19 protein-coding genes are annotated in these 20,517 nt (G+C 65.5%); 16 read left to right on the forward strand and 3 right to left on the reverse strand.

What is annotated here, in order from left to right:
* The first annotated feature begins 16 nt into the window (after positions 1-16).
* The 5 genes from DFR45_RS07830 to DFR45_RS07850 all read left to right on the forward strand — a co-directional run bounded on the left by DFR45_RS07830 (position 17) and on the right by DFR45_RS07850 (position 3,644).
* Positions 17-232, forward strand: a complete 216-nt coding sequence (locus DFR45_RS07830; RefSeq protein ID WP_114483139.1) for a DUF3460 family protein — start codon at positions 17-19, stop codon at positions 230-232.
* 64 nt (positions 233-296) lie between these two features.
* Entirely contained in the window at positions 297-1,133 is an 837-nt protein-coding gene (locus DFR45_RS07835; RefSeq protein ID WP_114483140.1) for a segregation and condensation protein A, read from the forward strand.
* A 45-nt stretch (positions 1,134-1,178) separates the two neighbouring features.
* Positions 1,179-2,768, forward strand: coding sequence for an L-aspartate oxidase (nadB, locus tag DFR45_RS07840; protein ID WP_114483141.1), 1,590 nt, complete (start codon positions 1,179-1,181; stop codon positions 2,766-2,768).
* Positions 2,769-2,834: 66 nt separating this feature from the next.
* On the forward strand, positions 2,835-3,239 hold the full coding sequence (gene panD, locus DFR45_RS07845; RefSeq protein WP_114483142.1) for an aspartate 1-decarboxylase: 405 nt from the start codon (positions 2,835-2,837) through the stop codon (positions 3,237-3,239).
* A gap of 45 nt (positions 3,240-3,284) precedes the next feature.
* Positions 3,285-3,644 carry a 5-carboxymethyl-2-hydroxymuconate Delta-isomerase gene (locus DFR45_RS07850; RefSeq protein WP_114483143.1) on the forward strand — a complete coding sequence of 120 codons (360 nt, stop codon included), beginning with the start codon at positions 3,285-3,287 and terminating at the stop codon, positions 3,642-3,644.
* Positions 3,645-3,688: 44 nt separating this feature from the next.
* Here the strand turns inward: DFR45_RS07850 and DFR45_RS07855 are convergent, their stop codons facing one another.
* On the reverse strand, positions 3,689-4,579 hold the full coding sequence (locus tag DFR45_RS07855) for a LysR family transcriptional regulator (RefSeq protein ID WP_114483144.1): 891 nt from the start codon (positions 4,577-4,579) through the stop codon (positions 3,689-3,691).
* 176 nt (positions 4,580-4,755) lie between these two features.
* Here DFR45_RS07855 and DFR45_RS07860 point away from each other — a divergent pair, with 176 nt between their 5' ends.
* The 4 genes from DFR45_RS07860 to DFR45_RS07875 all read left to right on the forward strand — a co-directional run bounded on the left by DFR45_RS07860 (position 4,756) and on the right by DFR45_RS07875 (position 9,852).
* Positions 4,756-6,279 carry a CoA-acylating methylmalonate-semialdehyde dehydrogenase gene (locus DFR45_RS07860; protein WP_114483145.1) on the forward strand — a complete coding sequence of 508 codons (1,524 nt, stop codon included), beginning with the start codon at positions 4,756-4,758 and terminating at the stop codon, positions 6,277-6,279.
* A 144-nt stretch (positions 6,280-6,423) separates the two neighbouring features.
* Complete coding sequence (locus DFR45_RS07865; protein ID WP_114483146.1) at positions 6,424-7,590, forward strand: acyl-CoA dehydrogenase family protein; 1,167 nt, start codon at positions 6,424-6,426, stop codon at positions 7,588-7,590.
* A gap of 115 nt (positions 7,591-7,705) precedes the next feature.
* Positions 7,706-8,599, forward strand: coding sequence for a 3-hydroxyisobutyrate dehydrogenase (gene mmsB, locus DFR45_RS07870; RefSeq protein WP_114483147.1), 894 nt, complete (start codon positions 7,706-7,708; stop codon positions 8,597-8,599).
* A 173-nt stretch (positions 8,600-8,772) separates the two neighbouring features.
* On the forward strand, positions 8,773-9,852 hold the full coding sequence (locus tag DFR45_RS07875) for an MBL fold metallo-hydrolase (protein ID WP_114483148.1): 1,080 nt from the start codon (positions 8,773-8,775) through the stop codon (positions 9,850-9,852).
* 30 nt (positions 9,853-9,882) lie between these two features.
* Here the strand turns inward: DFR45_RS07875 and DFR45_RS07880 are convergent, their stop codons facing one another.
* Positions 9,883-10,137, reverse strand: a complete 255-nt coding sequence (locus DFR45_RS07880; RefSeq protein WP_114483149.1) for a hypothetical protein — start codon at positions 10,135-10,137, stop codon at positions 9,883-9,885.
* An 80-nt stretch (positions 10,138-10,217) separates the two neighbouring features.
* Between DFR45_RS07880 and moaE the strand changes: the two genes are divergently transcribed.
* The 3 genes from moaE (at position 10,218) to DFR45_RS07895 (ending at position 14,083) form a co-directional block, all read left to right on the forward strand.
* Positions 10,218-10,700 carry a molybdopterin synthase catalytic subunit MoaE gene (gene moaE / locus DFR45_RS07885; RefSeq protein WP_114483150.1) on the forward strand — a complete coding sequence of 161 codons (483 nt, stop codon included), beginning with the start codon at positions 10,218-10,220 and terminating at the stop codon, positions 10,698-10,700.
* Positions 10,701-10,826: 126 nt separating this feature from the next.
* Complete coding sequence (gene clpB, locus DFR45_RS07890) at positions 10,827-13,433, forward strand: ATP-dependent chaperone ClpB (RefSeq protein ID WP_114483151.1); 2,607 nt, start codon at positions 10,827-10,829, stop codon at positions 13,431-13,433.
* Between the two features lie 131 nt (positions 13,434-13,564).
* Positions 13,565-14,083, forward strand: coding sequence for a GNAT family N-acetyltransferase (locus DFR45_RS07895; protein WP_114483245.1), 519 nt, complete (start codon positions 13,565-13,567; stop codon positions 14,081-14,083).
* Between the two features lie 25 nt (positions 14,084-14,108).
* Here the strand turns inward: DFR45_RS07895 and DFR45_RS07900 are convergent, their stop codons facing one another.
* The gene (locus DFR45_RS07900) at positions 14,109-14,636 is read right to left on the reverse strand and encodes a hypothetical protein (protein WP_114483152.1); all 528 of its coding nucleotides are present in this window, start codon (positions 14,634-14,636) and stop codon (positions 14,109-14,111) included.
* A 487-nt stretch (positions 14,637-15,123) separates the two neighbouring features.
* Here DFR45_RS07900 and DFR45_RS07905 point away from each other — a divergent pair, with 487 nt between their 5' ends.
* The 4 genes from DFR45_RS07905 (at position 15,124) to DFR45_RS07920 (ending at position 20,466) form a co-directional block, all read left to right on the forward strand.
* Positions 15,124-16,731, forward strand: a complete 1,608-nt coding sequence (locus DFR45_RS07905) for a long-chain fatty acid--CoA ligase (RefSeq protein WP_199755301.1) — start codon at positions 15,124-15,126, stop codon at positions 16,729-16,731.
* A gap of 99 nt (positions 16,732-16,830) precedes the next feature.
* Entirely contained in the window at positions 16,831-18,285 is a 1,455-nt protein-coding gene (locus DFR45_RS07910; protein WP_114483154.1) for an aldehyde dehydrogenase family protein, read from the forward strand.
* 110 nt (positions 18,286-18,395) lie between these two features.
* Positions 18,396-19,436: a zinc-binding dehydrogenase gene (locus DFR45_RS07915; RefSeq protein WP_211306509.1), complete on the forward strand. Its 1,041-nt coding sequence runs from the start codon at positions 18,396-18,398 to the stop codon at positions 19,434-19,436.
* A gap of 121 nt (positions 19,437-19,557) precedes the next feature.
* On the forward strand, positions 19,558-20,466 hold the full coding sequence (locus tag DFR45_RS07920; RefSeq protein WP_114483156.1) for an alpha/beta hydrolase: 909 nt from the start codon (positions 19,558-19,560) through the stop codon (positions 20,464-20,466).
* The last annotated feature ends 51 nt before the right edge of the window (positions 20,467-20,517 follow it).

Consider the following 20,517-nt stretch of genomic DNA (forward strand, 5'->3'; position numbering starts at 1 on the left):
CAAAGGTTGCCACGCCATGTCGCTTTTCCGCCGTCCCGATTACGAGTCCGAAGTCACGCAGTTCCTCAAGCAGCTCAAGCAGCAAAAGCCCCAACTCGAAGAGCAGCAGCGCGCCGGCCGTGCGCTGCTGTGGGACAAAAAGGTCGATAGAAGCCTGTGGCGCGAGTACCGCGCCGCGGCCGTGCCGCAAAAGCCCTACGTCTATCAAACCGAGCCCAGTTCCGAACATTGAGCATGTTTTAGGCCCTTAGCCCGCATGTAGCAAGCGCTAGCAGCTATGAAAATGGTAGATTCCCATGCCTGCTGAGCCGCTGCTGGAGGCGCACCCCGAGACATCCGCGGGCGCGGCCGATGCCGTGGCCCTTGCGCGCCTGTATGGCGAGCCGTTGTTCGCGCTGCCGGCCGACCTCTACATTCCGCCCGACGCGCTCGAAGTCATCCTCGAAGCCTTCGAGGGGCCGCTCGACCTGCTGCTGTACCTGATCCGCAAGCAGAACTTCAACATCCTCGACATTCCCATGGTGGAGCTCACGCGCCAGTACCTTGGTTATGTCGAAGAGGTGCGCAGCCGCAACCTGGAGCTCGCAGCCGAGTATCTGCTCATGGCGGCGATGCTCATCGAGATCAAATCGCGCATGCTGCTGCCGCCGCGCAAGCAGACCGAGGGCGAGGAGCCCGAAGACCCGCGCGCCGAGCTCGTGCGCCGCCTGCTCGAATACGAGCAGATCAAGCTCGCTGCCGCGCATCTGGGCGAGCTGCCGCAGCAGGGGCGGGACTTTTTCCCGGCGCGCGCCTGGTTCGAGCCCGGCGCGCTGCCGCGTTTTGCCGACGTGCACGTAGCCGACCTGCAAGCTGCGTGGCGCGACATCCTGGCGCGCGCGCGCCTCGTGCAGCACCACAAAATCAGCCGCGCACAGCTCAGCGTGCGCGAATACATGAGCCGCGTGCTCAAGGCGCTGCAGGGCCAGCGCTTCGTCACCTTCGAGTCCTTGTTCGAGCCGGCCGCGGGCCGCGCCGTGCTCGTGGTCACCTTCGTCGCCTTGCTCGAACTGGCCAAGGAGACTTTGATCGAAATCACCCAGGCCGAAGCCTTTGCGCCGATTTACGTGCGCCTGGCCTATGTGCCGGCCTGACCGGCGCCCCCGTCCACGACCCATTCTGCGCTACGCTCCCTTTTTATGACGACCCATGATTTCGACGTTTTGATCGTCGGCAGCGGCCTCGCAGGCCTGTCTGCCGCGCTGCACCTCGCGCCCACGCACCGCGTGGCCGTGCTCACCAAGCGCTCGGTGTTCGACGGCTCGAGCAGCTGGGCGCAGGGCGGCATTGCCGCCGTGCTGGCCGACGACGACAGCTTTGCCGCGCACATCCAGGACACGCTGGTCGCGGGGGCCGGGCTGTGCGACCTCGCGGCCACGCGCTTCGTGGTCGAAAACGCGCCCTCGGCCATCGCCTGGCTGCGCGGCCTGGGCGTGCCGTTCACGCTCGAGGGCGAGCACCTGCACCTCACGCGCGAGGGTGGCCACAGCGCGCGCCGCATCGCCCACGTCACCGACGCCACGGGCGCCGCGGTGCAAAAAACGCTGATCGACGTGGTGCGCGCCACGCCGGGCATCACGCTGTTCGAAAACCACATGCTCGTGGACCTGGTCACGAGCCGCAAGCTCGGCCTTGCCGGGCACCGCTGCCTGGGCCTGTACGCGCTCGACGAGGACACCGACGAGGTCATCACCTTCCGCGCGCCGCAGACCATCCTGGCCACGGGCGGTGCGGGCAAGGTCTATCTCTACACCACCAACCCCGACACCTCCACAGGCGACGGCATCGCCGCGGCCTGGCGCGCGGGCTGCCGCGTGGCCAACATGGAGTTCATCCAGTTCCACCCCACGGGCCTGTACCACCCCAAGGCCAAGTCCTTTCTCATCAGCGAAGCCGTGCGCGGCGAGGGCGGCGTGCTGCTGCTGCCGCCACAGGCGGGCGGCGGGCGCTTCATGCCCGAACACGACCCGCGCGCCGAGCTCGCCCCGCGCGACGTGGTGGCGCGCGCAATCGACTTCGAGATGAAGCGCCACGGGATCGACTACGTGCTGCTCGACATCTCGCACAAAAGCCCCGAGTTTTTGCACGAGCATTTTCCCAACATCCTCGCGTACTGCGCCGAGCTGGGCATAGACATCACCAAAGAGCCCATCCCCGTGGTGCCCACGGCGCACTTCACCTGCGGCGGCGTGCTCACCGACCTGTCGGCGCGCACCGACCTGCCGGGCCTGTACGCCGTGGGCGAGACGGCCTACACCGGCCTGCACGGCGCGAACCGCCTCGCGAGCAACTCGCTGCTCGAGTGCATCGTGTTCGCGCGCGCGGCCGCGCAGACCATCGCCGCGGCGCCGCGCACGCCCATTCCGTCGCTGCCGCGCTGGGACGACAGCCGCGTCACCGACGCCGACGAAACCGTGGTCATCTCACACAACTGGGACGAGCTGCGCCGCTTCATGTGGGACTACGTGGGCATCGTGCGCACCAACAAGCGCCTGGAGCGCGCCGCGCACCGTATCAGCCTGCTGCAAGGCGAGATCCAGGAGTTCTATGCGCACTTCCACGTCACACGCGACCTGCTCGAGCTGCGCAACCTGGTGCAGGTGGCCGACCTGATCGTGCGCTCGGCACAGCTGCGGCGCGAAAGCCGCGGTCTGCACTACAGTCGCGACTACCCCGAAATGGCCGCGCCCGCCGCGCCCACCATCCTCGTGCCGCCGGTTTCGTACTGACGCGCTTTGACGCGCTTTGACGCACTTCACCCGCCGCGCCCCTTGCCACTCCACGGAAACCACGCGATGTACCGCACCCTGCTCAAGTCCAAAATCCACCGCGCCACCGTCACGCACTGTGAACTGCACTACGAAGGCTCCTGCGCCATCGACGAAGACCTGCTCGAAGCCGCCAACATGGTCGAAAACGAGCAGGTGCACATCTGGAACATCAACAACGGCGAGCGCTTCATCACCTACGCCATCAAGGGCGAGCGCGGCAGCGGCATCATCTCGGTCAACGGCTCGGCCGCGCGCCGCGCCGCCGTGGGCGACCTGATCATCATCGCCGCGTTTGCCCAGGTGCCCGAGTCACAGGTGGCGGCGCACCGCCCGCAACTCGTGTTCGTCGATGCGACAAACCGCCAGACCGGCCTGCGCGACCACGTGCCCACGCAGCCTGCGCAGGCGCACAACGCCGATGAATGCTGAGCCTTGTCCCTGTCTTTCCGTCTGCGTTTCCCAAGGATTGATCCCATGCCTCATCTGATCGTCGAATATTCCGCCAATCTGCCCGCCTTCCCCGAGGCGCAAGCCCTGGCAGAGCTCAACGCCGCCGTCGTGGCCAGCCCCGAAGTCGCGAACGAAGCCGACCTCAAGTCGCGCCTCGTGCGCGTAGGCAGTTTTCAGGTCGGCACGCAACCCGCGCAGCGCGCCTTCGTGCACGCACAGTTGCGCCTGCTGGCCGGGCGCACGCCCGAAGCCAAGCAAGACCTGGCCGAGCGCGTGGCCGGCGTGCTGCGCCGCCTCACGCCGCGCCCTGAGGGCGTGCTCGTGCAGCTGAGCGTGGAGATCGTCGATATGGACCGGCCGTCTTACATCCGGGAGCGGCTTTGATGCGTTGAATGGGTGGTTTGAGCCCATGCAGCCTGCGCAAGGCGCTACGCAGGCAATAGCGCCTCTTGCTGCGCCTGCACCGTCTGGCGGACGAAATCCCACACCGCCTGCATGCGTGCGACGTGCTTGTTTTCGGCGGGCATGGACATCCAGAAGGTGCGCGTGAAGCGCGCCGCGTCGGGCAGCACGGCGCACAGGCTCGCGTCCTGCGCGGCGACGAAGGCGGGCAGCACGGCCAGGCCGGCGCCTGCGCGTGCGGCCTCGTACTGCGCGAGGATGCTGGTGCTGCGCAGCGTGTAGCGGCTCGGGCGGTGCAGCTCGTCGAGGATTTGCAGCTCTTTGCTGAACAGCAGGTCGTCCACGTAGCTGATGAAGGGGTGGCCCTGCAAATCCTCGGTGCGCGTGATGGGCGCGTGCTGCGCGAGGTAGCTGCGCGCGCCGTAGAGCTGCAGCCGGTAGTCGGTGAGCTTGACCACGAGCACGGCGCCGCGGCTTGGGCGTTCGAGCGAGATCACGATGTCGGCCTCGCGGCGCGACAGGTGCACGAGGCGCGGCAGCGAGAGCAGATCGACCACCAGCCCCGGGTGCGCCTGCGCAAAGCGCGCGAGCTGCGGCGCGAGCACCAGGTTGCCGAAGCCCTCGGTGCAGCCTATGCGCACCAGCCCTTGCAGGCCCTGGCGCACGCCGGGTGTGGCGTTTTCCACGGCCAGAAAGGCGGCTTCCATGGCTTCGACCTGCGGCAGCAGCTGGCGCCCGGCTTCGCTCAGGCGGTGGCCGCCGGCCTCGCGCGCGAACAGCGCCGAGCCGACCTGTTTTTCGAGCGCCTGGATGCGCCGCGCCACCGTGGTGTGATCGACGCCCAGGCGCCGCGCTGCGCCCACCAGCGTGCCCGCGCGTGCGAGTTCCAGAAAGTAGCGCAGGTTGTCCCAGTCCATGGTGTGCGGGGGCGAGGGTGTGGATGCGGTTTGGCAGCAGTGCGCGCGGGCAAAAGCGCAAAAACGTGACCTTTGCATTTTTGCAAATCTGCTGCGCGCAATTGTCTATTGTCTCGACAATTCTGCACAGTTACGATCGCCAGGTTTTGGCTCTGTTTCACCCAGGAGATGTTTGCATGAATGCACCCAGCAACGTGGCCGCGCTGGCCCCTACCGTCAAGCTGCTGATCGGCGGCAAGTTCGTCGAGTCCAAGAGCACCGAATGGCGCAACGTGGTCAACCCTGCCACGCAGGAAGTGCTCGCGCGCGTGCCTTTCGCCACGCCCGACGAGATCGAGGCCGCCGTGGCCTCGGCCAAGGAAGCCTTCAAAACCTGGCGCAAGACGCCGATCGGCGCGCGTGCGCGCATCTTCCTCAAGCTGCAGCAGCTGATCCGCGAGCACATGGCCGAACTCGCCGCGATCCTCACGGCAGAGCAGGGCAAGACCTTGCCGGACGCCGAGGGCGACGTGTTCCGCGGCCTCGAAGTGGTCGAGCACGCGGCTGGCATCGGCAACCTGCAGCTTGGCGAGCTCGCCAACAACGTCGCCAACGGCGTCGATACCTACACGCTGTTGCAGCCGCTGGGCGTGTGCGCGGGCATCACGCCGTTCAACTTCCCGGCCATGATCCCGCTGTGGATGTTCCCCATGGCGATTGCCACGGGCAACACCTTCGTGCTCAAGCCCTCCGAGCAAGACCCCATGGTCACCATGCGCCTGTGCGAACTCGCGCTCGAAGCCGGTATTCCGCCCGGCGTGCTCAACGTGGTGCACGGCGGTGAGGCCGCGGTGAACGCGATTTGCGACCACCCCGACATCAAGGCGATCTCCTTCGTCGGCTCGACGCGCGTGGGCACGCACGTGTACCAGCGCGCGAGCCTCGCTGGCAAGCGCGTGCAGTGCATGATGGGCGCGAAGAACCACGCCATCGTCCTGCCCGACGCGAACAAGGAGCAGACGCTCAACGCGCTCGCGGGCGCGGCTTTCGGTGCTGCGGGGCAGCGCTGCATGGCGGTGTCGGTGGCCGTGCTCGTGGGCGAGGCGCAAAAATGGATTCCTGAGCTCGTCGCCAAGGCCAAGACCCTCAAGGTGGGCGCGGGCCACGAAAAAGGCACGGACGTGGGCCCGCTCGTGTCCTGCGCCGCGCTCGCGCGTGTCGAGAGCCTGATCGAAAAAGGCATTGCCGAAGGCGCCAAGCTCGAGCTCGACGGCCGCAAGCCGCACGTGCCGGGCTATGAAAAGGGCAACTTCGTCGGCCCCACGATCTTCTCGGGCGTCAAGCCCGGCATGGCGATCTACGACCAGGAAATCTTCGGCCCCGTGCTGTGCATCGCGGGCGCCAACAGCCTCGACGAAGCCATTGAATTCATCAATGCGAACCCGAACGGCAACGGCACCGCGATCTTCACGCAAAGCGGCGCTGCGGCGCGCAAGTTCCAGGAGGACATCGACGTGGGTCAGGTCGGCATCAACGTGCCGATTCCCGTGCCCGTGCCGATCTTCTCGTTCACCGGTTCGCGCGCGTCCAAGCTCGGCGACCTCGGGCCCTATGGCAAGCAGGTCGTGCTGTTCTACACCCAGACCAAGACCGTCACGGCGCGCTGGTTCGACGACAGCACCACTGCGCAGGGCGTGAACACCACGATCAGCCTGCGCTGAACGCGCGCGGCAGGCAGGGCAGGGCGCTGCCGCGGCAACATCGTTATTGATAGCTGCCAGCGCACGTCCTGCCTTGATAAAGTGCCAAAAACACCCATTTTTTGCCACTGCGCAACCGCACACACCACGAGGAGACGCATCCCCATGGATTTCGAGTTGAGCGACGATCAGCGGGCTTTTGCCGACACGGCGCGGCAGTTTGCCCAGGCAGAACTCGCGCCACACGCCGCGCGCTGGGACGCCGAAGGGATTTTTCCGCGCGAGGCCATCGCCAAGGCCGGCGAGCTCGGTTTTTGCGGCCTGTACGCGCCCGAAAACGCGGGCGGTCTGGGCCTGCCGCGGCTCGACGCCACGCTGGTGTTCGAGGAGATGGCCGCCGTCGATCCCTCGACCACGGCCTTCATCACCATCCACAACATGGCGACCTGGATGCTCGGCACCTGGGCCACGCCCGCCGTGCGCGAGCACTGGGGGCCGCTGCTCACGCGCGGCGAAAAGCTCGCCTCGTACTGCCTGACCGAGCCGGGCGCGGGCTCGGATGCGGCCGCGCTCAAGACGCGCGCCGAGGCCGTGGGGCACGAGTGGGTGATCAACGGCAGCAAGGCCTTCATCTCGGGCGCGGGCAGCACCGACATGCTGGTGCTCATGGCGCGCACGGGCGACGCGCAGTCCGGCGCGGGTGGCATCTCGGCCTTTGCCGTGCCGGCCGACACGCCGGGCATCAGCTACGGCAAGCGCGAGCACAAAATGGGCTGGAACAGCCAACCTACGCGCACCATCAGCTTCGACAATGTGCGCATCCCGGCCGACCACTTGCTCGGGCGCGAGGGCGAAGGCTTCAAGATCGCCATGAAGGGCCTGGACGGCGGGCGCATCAACATCGCCACTTGCTCGGTCGGTGCGGCGCAGGGTGCGCTCACGCACGCGCAGCGCTACCTGCACGAGCGTCGGCAGTTCGGCAAGCCGATCGCGAGCTTTCAGGCGCTGCAGTTCAAGCTCGCCGACATGGCGACCGAGCTCGTCGCGGCGCGCCAGATGGTGCGCCTGGCGGCCTCCAAGCTCGACGCCGGCGCGCGCGACGCTAGCACCTACTGCGCCATGGCCAAGCGCTTTGCCACCGACGCGGGCTTTGCCGTGTGCAACGAGGCGCTGCAGCTGCACGGCGGCTACGGCTACCTGAACGACTTTCCGCTCGAGCGCCTGGTGCGCGACACGCGCGTGCACCAGATCCTCGAGGGCACGAACGAAATCATGCGCGTGATCGTCGCGCGGCGCATGCTCGAAGGCGATGCGCCCGAGGTGATTCGCTGACTGTCGCGCCGACAGATTTTTTGAAATGCTTTTATTTCGATAGCTTCTTGCGCAGCTATATCAAGCGCTAGAGGCATATTTGATGCTTAACCACTTGCACTCAGGAGACCTCACCATGCACATCGCATTCATCGGTTTGGGCAACATGGGCGGCCCCATGGCGCTGAATCTGCACAAGGCCGGCTACAGCGTGCGCGGCTTCGATTTGTCCAAGCCCGCGTGCGACAAGCTCGCCGCCGAGGGCCTGGTGATCGCGCCCAGCGCCACAGAGGCGGCGCAGGGCGCGGCCGTGGTCATCAGCATGCTGCCCGCGAGCCCGCATGTCGAGGCGCTGTACCTCGGCGACGGACGCCAGCCAGGTTTGCTTGCGGCATTGAGCGCGGGCACGCTGGTCATCGACAGCTCGACCATCGCCGCAGCCACCTCGCGTAAAGTGGCCGAAGCCGCGGCGGCGCGCCAGATCGACTTCATCGACGCGCCCGTCTCGGGCGGCACGGGCGGTGCCATTGCGGGTACGCTGACCTTCATGGTCGGCGGCGAGGCGGCAGCGCTCGAGCGCGCGCGCCCGCTGCTCGAAAAAATGGGCAGCAACATCTTCCACGCGGGCGCCGTGGGCGCGGGCCAGACGGCCAAAATCTGCAACAACATGTTGCTGGGCATCCTCATGGCCGGCACCAGCGAGGCCATCGCGCTCGGCGTGGCCAACGGGCTCGACCCCAAGGTGCTGTCAGAGATCATGCGCCGCAGCTCGGGCGGCAACTGGGCGCTCGAAAAATACAACCCCTGGCCCGGCGTGATGGAAAACGCGCCCGCCTCCAAGGGCTACGCGGGTGGCTTCGGCACCGACCTCATGCTTAAAGACCTGGGCCTCGCACAAGAAAACGCCACCGCCGTCAAGGCCGCGACGCCGCTGGGCGGCCTGGTGCGCGGCCTGTACGCGGCGCACAGCCTCGCGGGTTACGGCGCGCAGGACTTCTCGAGCATCGTCAAGCTGGTACACAAGGGCTGACACGGCCCGAGAGGCTTCGGCCCACCCGAATGCCAGTTGGGGTTCGGAATGCGGCCGGCCCCGCAAAGCGCGCTGCCAAGTGGGGGACAGCGCGCTGGGCGCATCCTTTCTACAATCGACAGGACTTGCACCGCGGCGCGGTGCCCCGTCCACACGCTCACATCCCCCCACCCATGCCCTCTGCCGCCGAACTCGAACGCGCCTTGCACTACCCGCTTGCCGACCGCCTACCGCCACGCGGCGGTGCGATCGAGGTGGCGCCCGGTGTGCTCTGGCTGCGCATGGCCTTGCCGTATGCGCTCGACCACATCAACCTCTGGCTGCTGCGCGACCACCTCGACGGCCGCGACGGCTGGAGCGTGGTCGATTGCTGCATAGACCGCGCCGAGTCGCGCACCGATTGGGAGCAGGTGTTTGCAAGCCAGTTGCAGGGCTTGCCGATTCTGCGCGTGATCGTCACGCACATGCACCCCGACCACATCGGCCTCGCGCACTGGCTGTGCGAGCGCTGGAGCACGCCCGCGCATGAATGCCGTCTGTGGATCAGCGCCACCGACTACCAGGCCGGGCTCTTCAACTCTGCGGTGGTGGACGATGTGCGCGCCGAGCGCTCGGCGCAGTTCTTTGCAAGCCATGGCCTGCGCGATCCGGACGACCTCGAAAAAATCCGCCAGCGCAAGAGCTACTACAGCAGCCACGTGCCGGCCGTGCCGCCGACCTTCCGGCGCCTCATGGACGGCAACGTGCTGCGCATCGGCGCGCACGAATGGCGCTGCATCGTCGGCTACGGCCACGCGCCCGAGCACATGGCGTTGTATTGCGCCGCGCTGGGCCTGTTGATCAGCGGCGACATGATGCTGCCGCGCATCTCCACCAACGTGAGCGTCTATGAGAGCGAGCCCGAGGCCGACCCGCTCACGCTGTTCCTCGACTCGATCGACCGCTTCGAGGCGCTGCCCGCCGACACGCTGGTGCTGCCCGCGCACGGCAAGCCCTTCGTGGGCCTGCAAACGCGCATCGCCCAGCTGCACGAGCACCACCGCGCGCGCCTGGCCGACGTGCTCGTCACGGCGCGCGAGCACCCCGTGACGGCGCACGATCTGCTGCCCGTGCTGTTCCACCGCCAGCTCGACCTGCACCAGACCACTTTTGCGATGGGCGAGGCCGTGGCGCACCTGCACCGCCTTTGGTACGCGGGCCACCTGCGGCGCACGCGCGACGCCGAGGGTGTGTGGCGCTTTGCGCTGGTTTGAGCGGGGCATGTTCCCCACTGAAATCGGCGCTCAATCGGGCACGAAGCGGCTTTCGAATCTGCGCAAGTCCTGCTCGAGCTCGAAGGTCACGAGTTGCCCCATTTTCATGTCGGCAAGCCGGCAAGCGGCAAACAAGCTGCTTTTGCCCGCGAGGTCGAAGCTCGGCAGGTCGATCAGCGCATACGGGTAGGGCACGAATAGCTCGTGCGCAAACAGCGTGTGGCTCTCGTTGCGCGGCGAGGGGTAGAGTTTGTAGCGGGCAGTGGTGATGGTGCGTGTTGCCATGGCAGGGTGGATGAAAATACCGTACCGCGTAATGCTAGCCAAGCTAGGCTAGCCCAGCCAGCCCAAAGTAGGGTGACCCGATGAACGCTTCTTTCGTTTCCATACAAACCGCCGATTTCGATCTGACGACCGAGCTCGCTGCCCTGCGCGCGCAAGACCGCCGCGTGGGTGCGCTGTGCAGCTTCGTCGGTCTGGTGCGCGACCATAACGAGGGCGACGCCGTGGCCAGCCTGGAGTTGGAGCACTACCCAGGCATGACGGAAAAGTCCATTCAAACCATGGTCGATGAAGCCCTGGCGCGCTTTCCCGTCTATGCAGTGCGCGTGATCCACCGCGTGGGCCTGCTGCAGCCCGCGGAGCAGATCGTGCTCGTCGCGGTGAGCGCGGCGCACCGCGGGCCGAGTTTTCAGGCCTGCGAATTTCTCATGGACTACCTCAAGACGCAGGCGCCGTTCTGGAAAAAGGAGCAGACACCGCAGGGTGCGCGCTGGGTCGATGCGCGCGTGAGCGACGACGCCGCGCTCGCGCGCTGGGGTATCGCGGCGCGCAACGCAGCTGCATGAGCTGCTGCTGGAGCCGACGCCAGCAGTCGGCTGCGGGTTTGATGTAGGTCAACGATATTCGTGCGCAGCGCGCCTTGAAATGGTGCGCTTGCCCCTCAGCTGCGATCCCATCGGAGGTAAAAACCCATGCGGATCGACAAATTCACGACCAAATTCCAGGAGGCTCTGAGCGACGCCCAGTCGCTGGCGCTCGGTAACGACCACGCCTATATCGAGCCTGTGCACGTGCTCGTGGCCATGCTGCGCCAGGAGGACGGGCCGCGCTCGCTGCTGCAGCGCGCGGGCGTCAACGTGCAGGGCTTGCTTGCCGCGGCCGAGGCCGCCGTCAAGCGCCTGCCGCAAGTGCAAGGCCAGGAGCAAGTGCAGATCGGGCCCGAGCTGGCACGTGTGCTGCAGGCCACTGAAAAAGAAGCCATCAAGCGCGGTGACGAATTCATCGCCAGCGAGCTGTTTTTGCTCGCCCTCGCCGACAGCAAAGGCGAGGCCGGGCGCATCGCCCAAGAAAACGGCCTCACGCGCAAGAGCCTCGAAGCCGCCATCGAAGCCGTGCGCGGCGGCCAGAAGGTCGACAACCCCGAGGCTGAAGGCCAGCGCGAGGCGCTCAAGAAATACTGTATCGACCTGACCGAGCGCGCACGCCAGGGCAAGCTTGACCCGGTGATCGGCCGCGACGATGAAATCCGCCGTGCCATCCAGGTGCTGCAGCGGCGCACCAAGAACAATCCCGTGCTGATCGGTGAGCCCGGCGTCGGTAAGACCGCCATCGTCGAAGGCTTGGCGCAGCGCATCGTCGCGGGCGAGGTGCCCGAGTCGCTGCGCGACAAGCGTGTGCTCGCGCTCGACATGGCAGCTTTGCTCGCGGGTGCCAAATACCGTGGCGAATTCGAAGAGCGCCTCAAAAATGTGCTCAACGAACTGGCCAAGGACGAGGGCAAGACCATCGTCTTCATCGACGAAATCCACACCATGGTCGGCGCCGGCAAGGCCGAGGGCGCGATGGACGCAGGCAACATGCTCAAACCGGCGCTCGCGCGCGGCGAGCTGCATTGCATCGGTGCGACCACCCTCGACGAATACCGCAAATACATCGAAAAAGACCCTGCGCTCGAGCGCCGCTTCCAGAAAATCCTCGTCGAGGAGCCGAGCGTGGAAGACACGATCGCCATCTTGCGCGGTCTGCAGGAAAAATACGAAGTGCACCATGGCGTCGAGATCACCGACCCGGCCATCGTGGCTGCGGCCGAGCTCTCGCACCGCTACATTACCGACCGCTTTCTGCCCGACAAGGCGATCGACCTGATCGACGAGGCCGCGGCCAAGGTCAAGATGGAAATCGACTCCAAACCCGAGGAGATCGACAAACTCGACCGCCGCCTGATCCAGCTGAAGATCGAACGCGAAGCCGTCAAGAAAGAAAAGGACGAGGCCTCGCAAAAGCGCCTGGCCTTGATCGAGGAGGAAATCAGCAAGCTGCAAAAAGAGATTGCCGACCTCGAATCCATCTGGATGGCCGAAAAGGCCGCGGCGCAAGGCAGCCAGCAGATTCGCGAGCAGATCGAGCAAGTCAAGCAGCAAATCGAGGAATTCAAGCGCAAAGGCGACTTCAACAAAGTGGCCGAGCTGCAATACGGCAAGCTGCCCGAGCTCGAAAAACAGCTCAAAGAAGCACAGGCCCAAGAAGCCAGTAAAGAGGGCGCGCCCGCTCAGCGGCGCCTGCTGCGCACGCAGGTCGGCGCCGAAGAAATCGCCGAGGTCGTGAGCCGCATGACGGGTATTCCCGTGGCCAAGATGATGCAAGGCGAGCGTGAAAAGCTGCTGCACATGGAAGAACACCTGCACGAGCGCGTGGTGGGTCAGGACGAGGCGATCGCCGCCGTCGCGAATGCGATCCGGCGTTCGCGCTCGGGCTTGTCCGATCCCAACCGCCCGACCGGCAGCTTCTTGTTCCTTGGCCCCACGGGGGTGGGCAAGACCGAGTTGTGCAAGGCGCTCGCAGGCTTCTTGTTCGACAGCGAAGACCACCTGATTCGCATCGACATGAGCGAATTCATGGAAAAGCACTCGGTCGCACGCCTGATCGGTGCGCCGCCGGGATACGTCGGCTACGAGGAAGGCGGCTACCTGACCGAAGCCGTGCGCCGCAAGCCCTACAGTGTGGTGCTGCTCGATGAGGTCGAAAAAGCCCACCCCGACGTGTTCAACGTGCTGCTGCAGGTGCTCGATGACGGGCGCTTGACCGACGGCCAGGGACGCACGGTGGACTTCAAGAACACCGTGATCGTGATGACCAGCAACATCGGCTCGCAGATGATCCAGTCGATGGTCGGGCGCGACACGAGCGAGATCAAGGATGCCGTCTGGAACGAGTTGAAGAACTACTTCCGGCCCGAATTCTTGAACCGCATCGACGAAGTCGTGGTCTTCCACGCGCTCACGGCGCAGCAGATCAAGGACATCGCGCGCATCCAGCTCAAGCTGTTGCAGGATCGCTTGGCGAAGATGGACTTGCAGCTCGAAGTCACCGATGCTGCTCTGGCCGAACTCGCCAAGGTTGGTTTCGATCCGGTGTTCGGTGCACGGCCGCTCAAGCGGGCGATCCAGCAGCGCATCGAGAATCCGCTGTCCAAGCTGCTGCTCGAAGGGCGCTTCCCGCCCAAGAGCACGATCCGCGTCACGGTCGATCCGGTGCGCGAGCCCGGGGTGTTCCAATTCTCCATGGCCGAGCAGAAGTAAACCAAATTTCCTGAAATGATAGCTGCCAGCGCTTGATACATAAGCGCTGGCAGCTTTTTTTATGCCTATTTTTGCAGGCAGACCCGATTGCGCGGACAATGCCGCCCTTTCGTCACTTTCCCGGTTTGTGCATGTCCAACATTCAAGTACGTCCCGCCACGCTGCGCGACGTCAAAGCCATCGCCCAGATTCACACCCTTGCCGTGCAGCAAGCCTATCGCGGCTTATTGCCCGATGAATACCTGCAGGCGCAAAAGCCCGACGAGCGCCAAGCCTACTGGCGCGAGGCCATCGAATACTGCGAGCCGCAGGTGCTGGTAGCGGTGGACGCGGAAAAAGTCATTGGTTTCGTCGGTTACGACCGCTCGCGGGACCCCAAATCGCGCCCGACCACGGGTGAAATTTGGGCCATTTATGCGGCCCCCAGCCATTGGAGCCAAGGCGTGGGGCTGGCACTGTGGGACGCAGCGCGTGATGGCCTGCTAGAAGAAGGCTGCACCAGCGTCACCGTGTGGATACCCCTGTGCAACGAGCGGGCACTGCGCTTTCATGAGACGGCCGGTTTCAAGCGCGAGCTGGCAACGGCCAAGACCTCACTCGTGGGTGGCGTGCGCATCGAGGAAATCCGGCTCAAGCGCGCCTTGCACTGACCCGGAGGCTCTTTCTGCCCTGCGCTCAGCGGCTCAAGGAGGCGGCTCGTTCTTCGGGCAGCAGCTCCTTGAGGCGTTCGCGTATCGTTTGCGCGCGTTCGTGGCCGGCCAGCTGCACCACTTCTTCGATCAAGGCGGCGCCTACGCGGAGCATGCTTTCGACGTCGCGCGCATTGCGCAGGGCCTCGCGGAAGGTGTCGGCCAATGCCGGGTCGCGCCGCGCAAACATGCGCTCGCACATGTCGAACAGGTACATGCGCGCCGCCGGTAGCGAGCGCAGCGCCTGCGCTGAATTTGCCGGCTTGGCCGTTGGCTGCGCCACGGCGGGCGCCGGCTGCAGTTGGACTTCGACGGCTTCGACAGTTTCGACGATCAGATAGCCTTCGGCGATGAGCTTGTCCAGCAGCTGTGCCCCCATGCCATTGTGCAAGGCGTGCAATTCGGCGGCGCGCTTGCCTTCGGCCAGCAGCAGCAGGGAGCGCTCACGCAGACTCAGGGTGCGCACGCCCGGGGAGAGCTCGAGACGTGCTTTCTCGGTTTTGCGCAGGAACATGGCGAATGTAATCACATGTTAAAGACCCATTGCATCGTGTTTTCATGACGTGGGGATGACATGAAGGCGGGGCCGGTTTTGCCCTTGCGGTCGCCCGCGGGCCGGTGTTCCAGACTGAAACGGATCGCTATGCACTGTTTCGCAATGAATCGGTCTTGCACCTACGCCCGCGTGGACATCGTGGCGGCTTGCAGGGGCAGGGCCGTGGCACAAGCTTTGCTATTTCAGGGGCTGTGCGCATTCCCGTCGCGAAAAGCGATGGCGGTTGCGTCCGATTTCAACCCAGATTGTTCATGAGGACGCGGGACGATGGCGAGGCGGCTGGCGAGGCAGTTTGGTCGCTGGTGAGAAGTCCATGGCCGGTGCCATGGACGCCGAAGCAGCGGCCAAAATGACCGTCAGGCGTCCGCCAGCGCCCGCGTAGGTGCGCAGCACCGCCTCGTGAACAATCTGGGTTCAACCCTCTGCAACGCACAAGCCGATGGTCATGCAACTGAATCTGAGAGCATTTTTCGAGCGCGTCGAAGCCTATTTCCCGGAAAAGGAAATCGTCTCGCGCCAAGCCGACGGCACGCTGTTTCGCTACCGCTACGCTGATTATTGCCGGCGCGTGCGGCAGCTGGCCGATGCCTTGAGGCGGCTGGGCATAGGCCCGGGCGACAAGGTGGCTACGCTCGGCTGGAACACCTACCGGCACATGGAGCTGTATTTCGCCGTGCCTTGCCTCGGGGCCGTGCTGCACACCGTGAACATCCGGCTCTCCGACGACCACATCGCCTATATCCTCAACCACGCCGAGGACGTGGCCCTGTTCGTCGATCCCGACCTGGTGCCCACCCTAGAGCGCATCGCGCCGCAATTGCGCACCGTGCGCCACTTCATCGTGCTCGATGACGGCGCGGGGGCGGCGGCGCTGCCAGAGGTGCGGGCCTACGAAGACTTTTTGGCGCAGGGTGATGCCGCTTTCGCATACCCTGTGCTCGATGAGAACATGCCTTGCGGCATGTGCTTCACCTCGGCCACCACGGGTGACCCCAAAGGTGTCAGCTACACCCAGCGCGGCCTGTACCTGCACACGCTGGCGCTGTGCATGGCCGACTCGCTGGCAGTTTCAGAGCACGACACACTGTTGCCCGTGGTGCCCATGTTCCACGTCAACTCCTGGGGGCTGCCCTATGCGGCGGTGGCTACGGGCGCCAAGGTGGTGCTGCCGGGGCCGCAGCCGACCGCAGCCGACATCCTCGACCTGATCGAATCCGAGCGCGTGACGTTTTGCGCGGCAGCCGTCACGGTGGGCGTGCAGATGTATGCGCAGCAGCGCGAGCGCCGGCGCGACCTGGGCTCTTTGCGCGGGCTCATGCTCGGCGGCTCGGCAACGCCGCGGGCGCTCATGCGGCGCTACCTCGAAGACTATGGGGTGCATATCTACACCGCCTGGGGTGCGACGGAAGCGGCCCCGCTCGCCACCATCACGCACGTGCGCCAGGCGCTCTTGTCCGCAGGGCCCGAGGCAGAGATCGAGGTGCGCGCGCGCCAGGGCATACCGCTGCCCGGCATCGAGCTCAAAGTGCTCGATGCCCAAGGGCAGCCCGTGCCGCGCGACGACGAGCACGCCGGCGAGGTCTATGTGCGCGGGCCCTGGGTCGCGACCGAGTATTACCGCGATGCGCGCAGCCGCGATGGCTTCGTCGATGGCTGGTGGAAAAGCGGCGACATCGCCACCGTAGGGCCTGATGGCTCGATCCGTCTGGTCGATCGCGCCAAAGACCTCATCAAGTCCGGCGGCGAATGGATTTCCTCGGTCGATCTGGAAAACGAGCTCATGGCCCACCCCGCGGTGGCCGAAGCCGCGGTGGTGGCGATGCCCGATGCACGCTGGCAGGAGCGGCCGATCGCCTTCATCGTCACCGCCCCCGGCGCGCAGCCGCCCTCTGAAGAAGATCTTCGACAATGGCTCGCACGGCGCTTCGTCAAGTGGTGGCTACCCGATCGCTTCGTGGTGACCGATGCCTTGCCCAAGACCGGCGTTGGCAAGCTCGACAAGCGCCGCCTGCGCGAGCGCGCCGCCGAACTCGCTGTCGCCGGCCCGGCTTAAGGCCATGCGAAAAGCGTGCAGATGGGCTGGTTAGGGTTGCGAGGGTGGAGGACTGCTGGCCAGTGCCAGTGACTGATTTCATTCAACAGGAGATTCAAAGTGGGTGCAGAAAAAACGCTGCCGGACTGCAGCAAGCTGTTTTTGGGCGGGCGCTGGGTGGAGCCGGTGCAAGGCACGTATTACGACAACGAAAACCCCGCCAAGCGCGAGACGATTTGCCGTGTGGCGCAGGCTTCGGCGGCGGACGTAGATGCGGCCGTGCGCTGTGCGCAGCAGGCGCTCGAGCCAGGTAGCCCCTGGGCGCAAATGACGCCGGCCGCCCGGGCGCGGCTGCTGTGGCGCGTGGCCGAGCGCATTCGGGAGCAAGTCGAGGAATTGGCCTGGCTCGAGTCGCTCGACACCGGCAAACCCTATGGCGAGGCGCTGCACGGTGACATTCCGCACGCGGCCGGCGCTTTTGAATACTACGCGGGCTGGTGCAGCAAGCTCGCGGGCAGCGTGCTGCCGGTTTCGCCGCGTTACCTCGACTACACGCGGCTCGAACCCGTGGGTGTGGTCGGGGCCATCATCCCGTGGAACTTTCCGCTGCAGATGGCGGCGATGAAGGTTGCGCCGGCGCTGGCTGCGGGCAATGCCGTGCTGCTCAAGCCTGCCGAGCAGACGCCGCTCACGGCGTTTGCCTTGGCACGCATCTTCGAGGAGCTCGAATTCCCGCCCGGCGTGCTCAACGTGCTGCCCGGCTTTGGCGAAACGGGCGCTGCGATGGTCGCGCATCCGGGCATAGACAAGATCACCTTCACAGGCTCCACGGCGGTCGGCAAGATCATCATGCGCGGCGCGGCAGACACGCTCAAGCGGGTCTCGCTCGAACTCGGCGGCAAGTCGCCCAACATCGTCTTCGCTGACGCCGACCTCAAGCGCGCCGTGCGTGGCGCCACCACCGGCATTTACTACAACCAGGGGCAGATGTGCACCGCGGGCTCGCGCATCCTCGTGCAGGACAGTCTCTATGAAAAATTCCTCGAGGCCTTCACCGCCGCCATCGCCGACCTACGCCCCGGCGATCCGCTCGACCCCAAGACACGCATGGGCGCGCTGGTGTCGCAAGAGCAGTTCGATCGCGTGAGCCACTACGTCGCGCTGGGGCAGGAGGACGGCGCCACCTTGCTGGCCGGCGGCCAGGGCAGCGCGGACAGCGGGTACTTTTTCCCGCCCACGATCTTTACCGACGTGCAGCCCACGCACCGCATCGCCCAGGAAGAAATCTTCGGCCCCGTGGTGTCCATCCTGCGCTTTGGCAACGAAGAAGAGGCTTTGCGCCTGGCCAACGGCGTTTCTTACGGTCTCGCGGCGGGCGTGTGGACGGCAGACGTGGGGCGCGCGCACCGCATCGCCCATGGCCTGCGCGCAGGCACCGTATGGGTCAACACCTACAACGCGCTGTGGAACGAGGCCCCTTTCGGTGGCTACAAGCAAAGCGGCATGGGCCGCGAAGGCGGGCGCGAGGGCATCGAGCCCTACACCGAAGTAAAAAACATCTGCCTTTCCCTCTGAATTCGTTGGATTCCGTTCATTCCATCCCCAGGAGACTCGCTATGGCAAAAACCGGCCGCATTGCATTGTTCGAAAGCCCACACCAACCGTTCACGTTCCGTGAGATGCCCGTGCCTGACCCCAAACCCGGCGCAGCCGTGGTGCGCGTGACCATGGCCAACATCTGCGGCTCCGACCTGCACGCCTGGCATGGCGACTTCAAGCTCACGGGCCTGGGGGGCAAGCTGCCCACGGTGCTCGGGCACGAGATGGCAGGCCAGATCGTCGCGCTCGGAGAGGGCAAGCACACCGACGGCAACGGACAGCCCTTGCACGAGGGTGACCACGTGGTCTACACCTATTTCACGGGCTGCGGCCACTGCCCCATGTGCCTGCGCGGCCACCGTGTGTCGTGCGACGAACTCAGCATGGCCATGACCGAGCCGGCGCTCGAGTGGCCGTACTTCGTCGGCGGCTATGCCGACTATTACTACATCAAGCCCGGCGCGACGATCTACAAAGTCCCGCAGGGCCTGCCCGACGAAGTGGTGGCGGGCGCGAACTGCGCGCTGTCGCAGGTCATCTCCGGCTGGGAGCGCGCGCAGCTGACGTTTGACGAAACGGTGCTCATCCAGGGCGCGGGCGGGCTCGGCCTCTACGCCTGCGCGGTGGCCAAGGCGTTTGGCGCGCGCCTCGTGATCGCCGTTGACGCGGTGCAGCAGCGCCTGGACATGGCACGCCGCTTCGGCGCCGATGCGACGATCAACCTCACCGAGTTGCCCGACGAAAAAGCGCGCGTGAATCTCGTCAAAAAGCTCACCGACGGGCGCGGCGTGGACGTGGTGATGGAGCTCGTCGGCCGCGCCGACGTGGTGCCCGAGGGCTTGCGCATGCTCGGGCAGTTCGGGCGCTACGTCACCATAGGCAACATCAATGCAGGGCAGACCTATGCGGCCGATCCGTCGCGGCTCGTGATGTCCAACAAATCCATGCTGGGGGTGTCGCTCTACGAGCCGCCGACGCTGGGCAAGGCGCTGCGTTTCCTGGAGCGCCATCGCGACACCCTGCCGTTCGCTGAAATGCTGAGCACGCGCTTTCCGCTCGAACAGATCAACGAGGCCTTCGCCAAGGCCGACGCCCGCGAGGTGGTGCGCGCGAGCATCGTGCCCTGAGGGCAACCGGACTGAGGCGCGCAAACGCGCCGAAAGTGGTGCCGGTGCGGACGATCCGATACCGGCTTTCAAGAAACGGCGCGCACAGGTGTGCGCGCAACGACAATCAAAGGAGCACATCATGGCAAGTCCAGAGTCGCAAGACTTGGTCAATCTCTACAAAGGGTGGGTCGCAGCAATGCAGGCCAAGCCCGACATGGAACTCGAAGAGATTCGCAAACTCTTCGGTCATTGGGGCGACGTGACCGTCGATCCCCGAGGGGTCGATTACATCGAGGTCGATGTCGAGGGCATTCCCGCGATGTGGGCCATACCGAAAAACAGCGTGCAGGACCGGGCCTTGCTGTGCTCGCACGGAGGCGGCTACGTCGTTGGCTCCATGTACACGCACCGCAAGCTCTTCGGCCACATCGCCAAGGCCGTGGGCTGCCGCGCGCTGATCGTGGACTATCGCCGGGCACCCGAAAACCCGCATCCGGGGCCGGTCAACGACATGGCCACGGCCTACCGCTGGCTGCTCGAACACGAAAAACTCTCGCCGTCCCACATCGCGCTGACTGGGGATTCGGCCGGCGGGGCGCTCGCGCTCACGACCATCGCCCGCATTCGCGAGCTGGGCTTGCCGCTGCCGGCCGCCACCATGCCGATGTCGCCGTGGGCAGGCTGGGATACTTCTGGGAAAACCTACGACACCAACAAGGACAAGGATGCCCTGGTGTCGCGCGACACGACCGAGGCCCTGGGCAGCCTGTTCATCGGCAACGGCGATCCCAAGCATCCGCTGGCGAACCCGCTCTACACCGACTACACGGGCTTCCCGCCGATTTACATCCAGGTTGGCGATGCCGAGACCTTGCTCGACGACAGTCTGCGCATTGCCGAGCGTGCGAAAGCGGCTGGTGCGGACGTGCGCATAGACGTGTACCCCGAAATGCAGCACGTGTTCCAGTTCCTCGCCGGCAACGCCCCCGAGGCCGATGAGTCCATCCAGCGCATGGCTGCCTGGGTGCGGCCGAAGATCGGTTTGTAACCCTGAAGAGAAAAAGGGCGCCGCATGCGGCGCCCTTTTTCAGCAGCATTG

The organism is Extensimonas vulgaris (assembly GCF_003337425.1).
Lineage (GTDB): Bacteria > Pseudomonadota > Gammaproteobacteria > Burkholderiales > Burkholderiaceae_C > Extensimonas > Extensimonas vulgaris.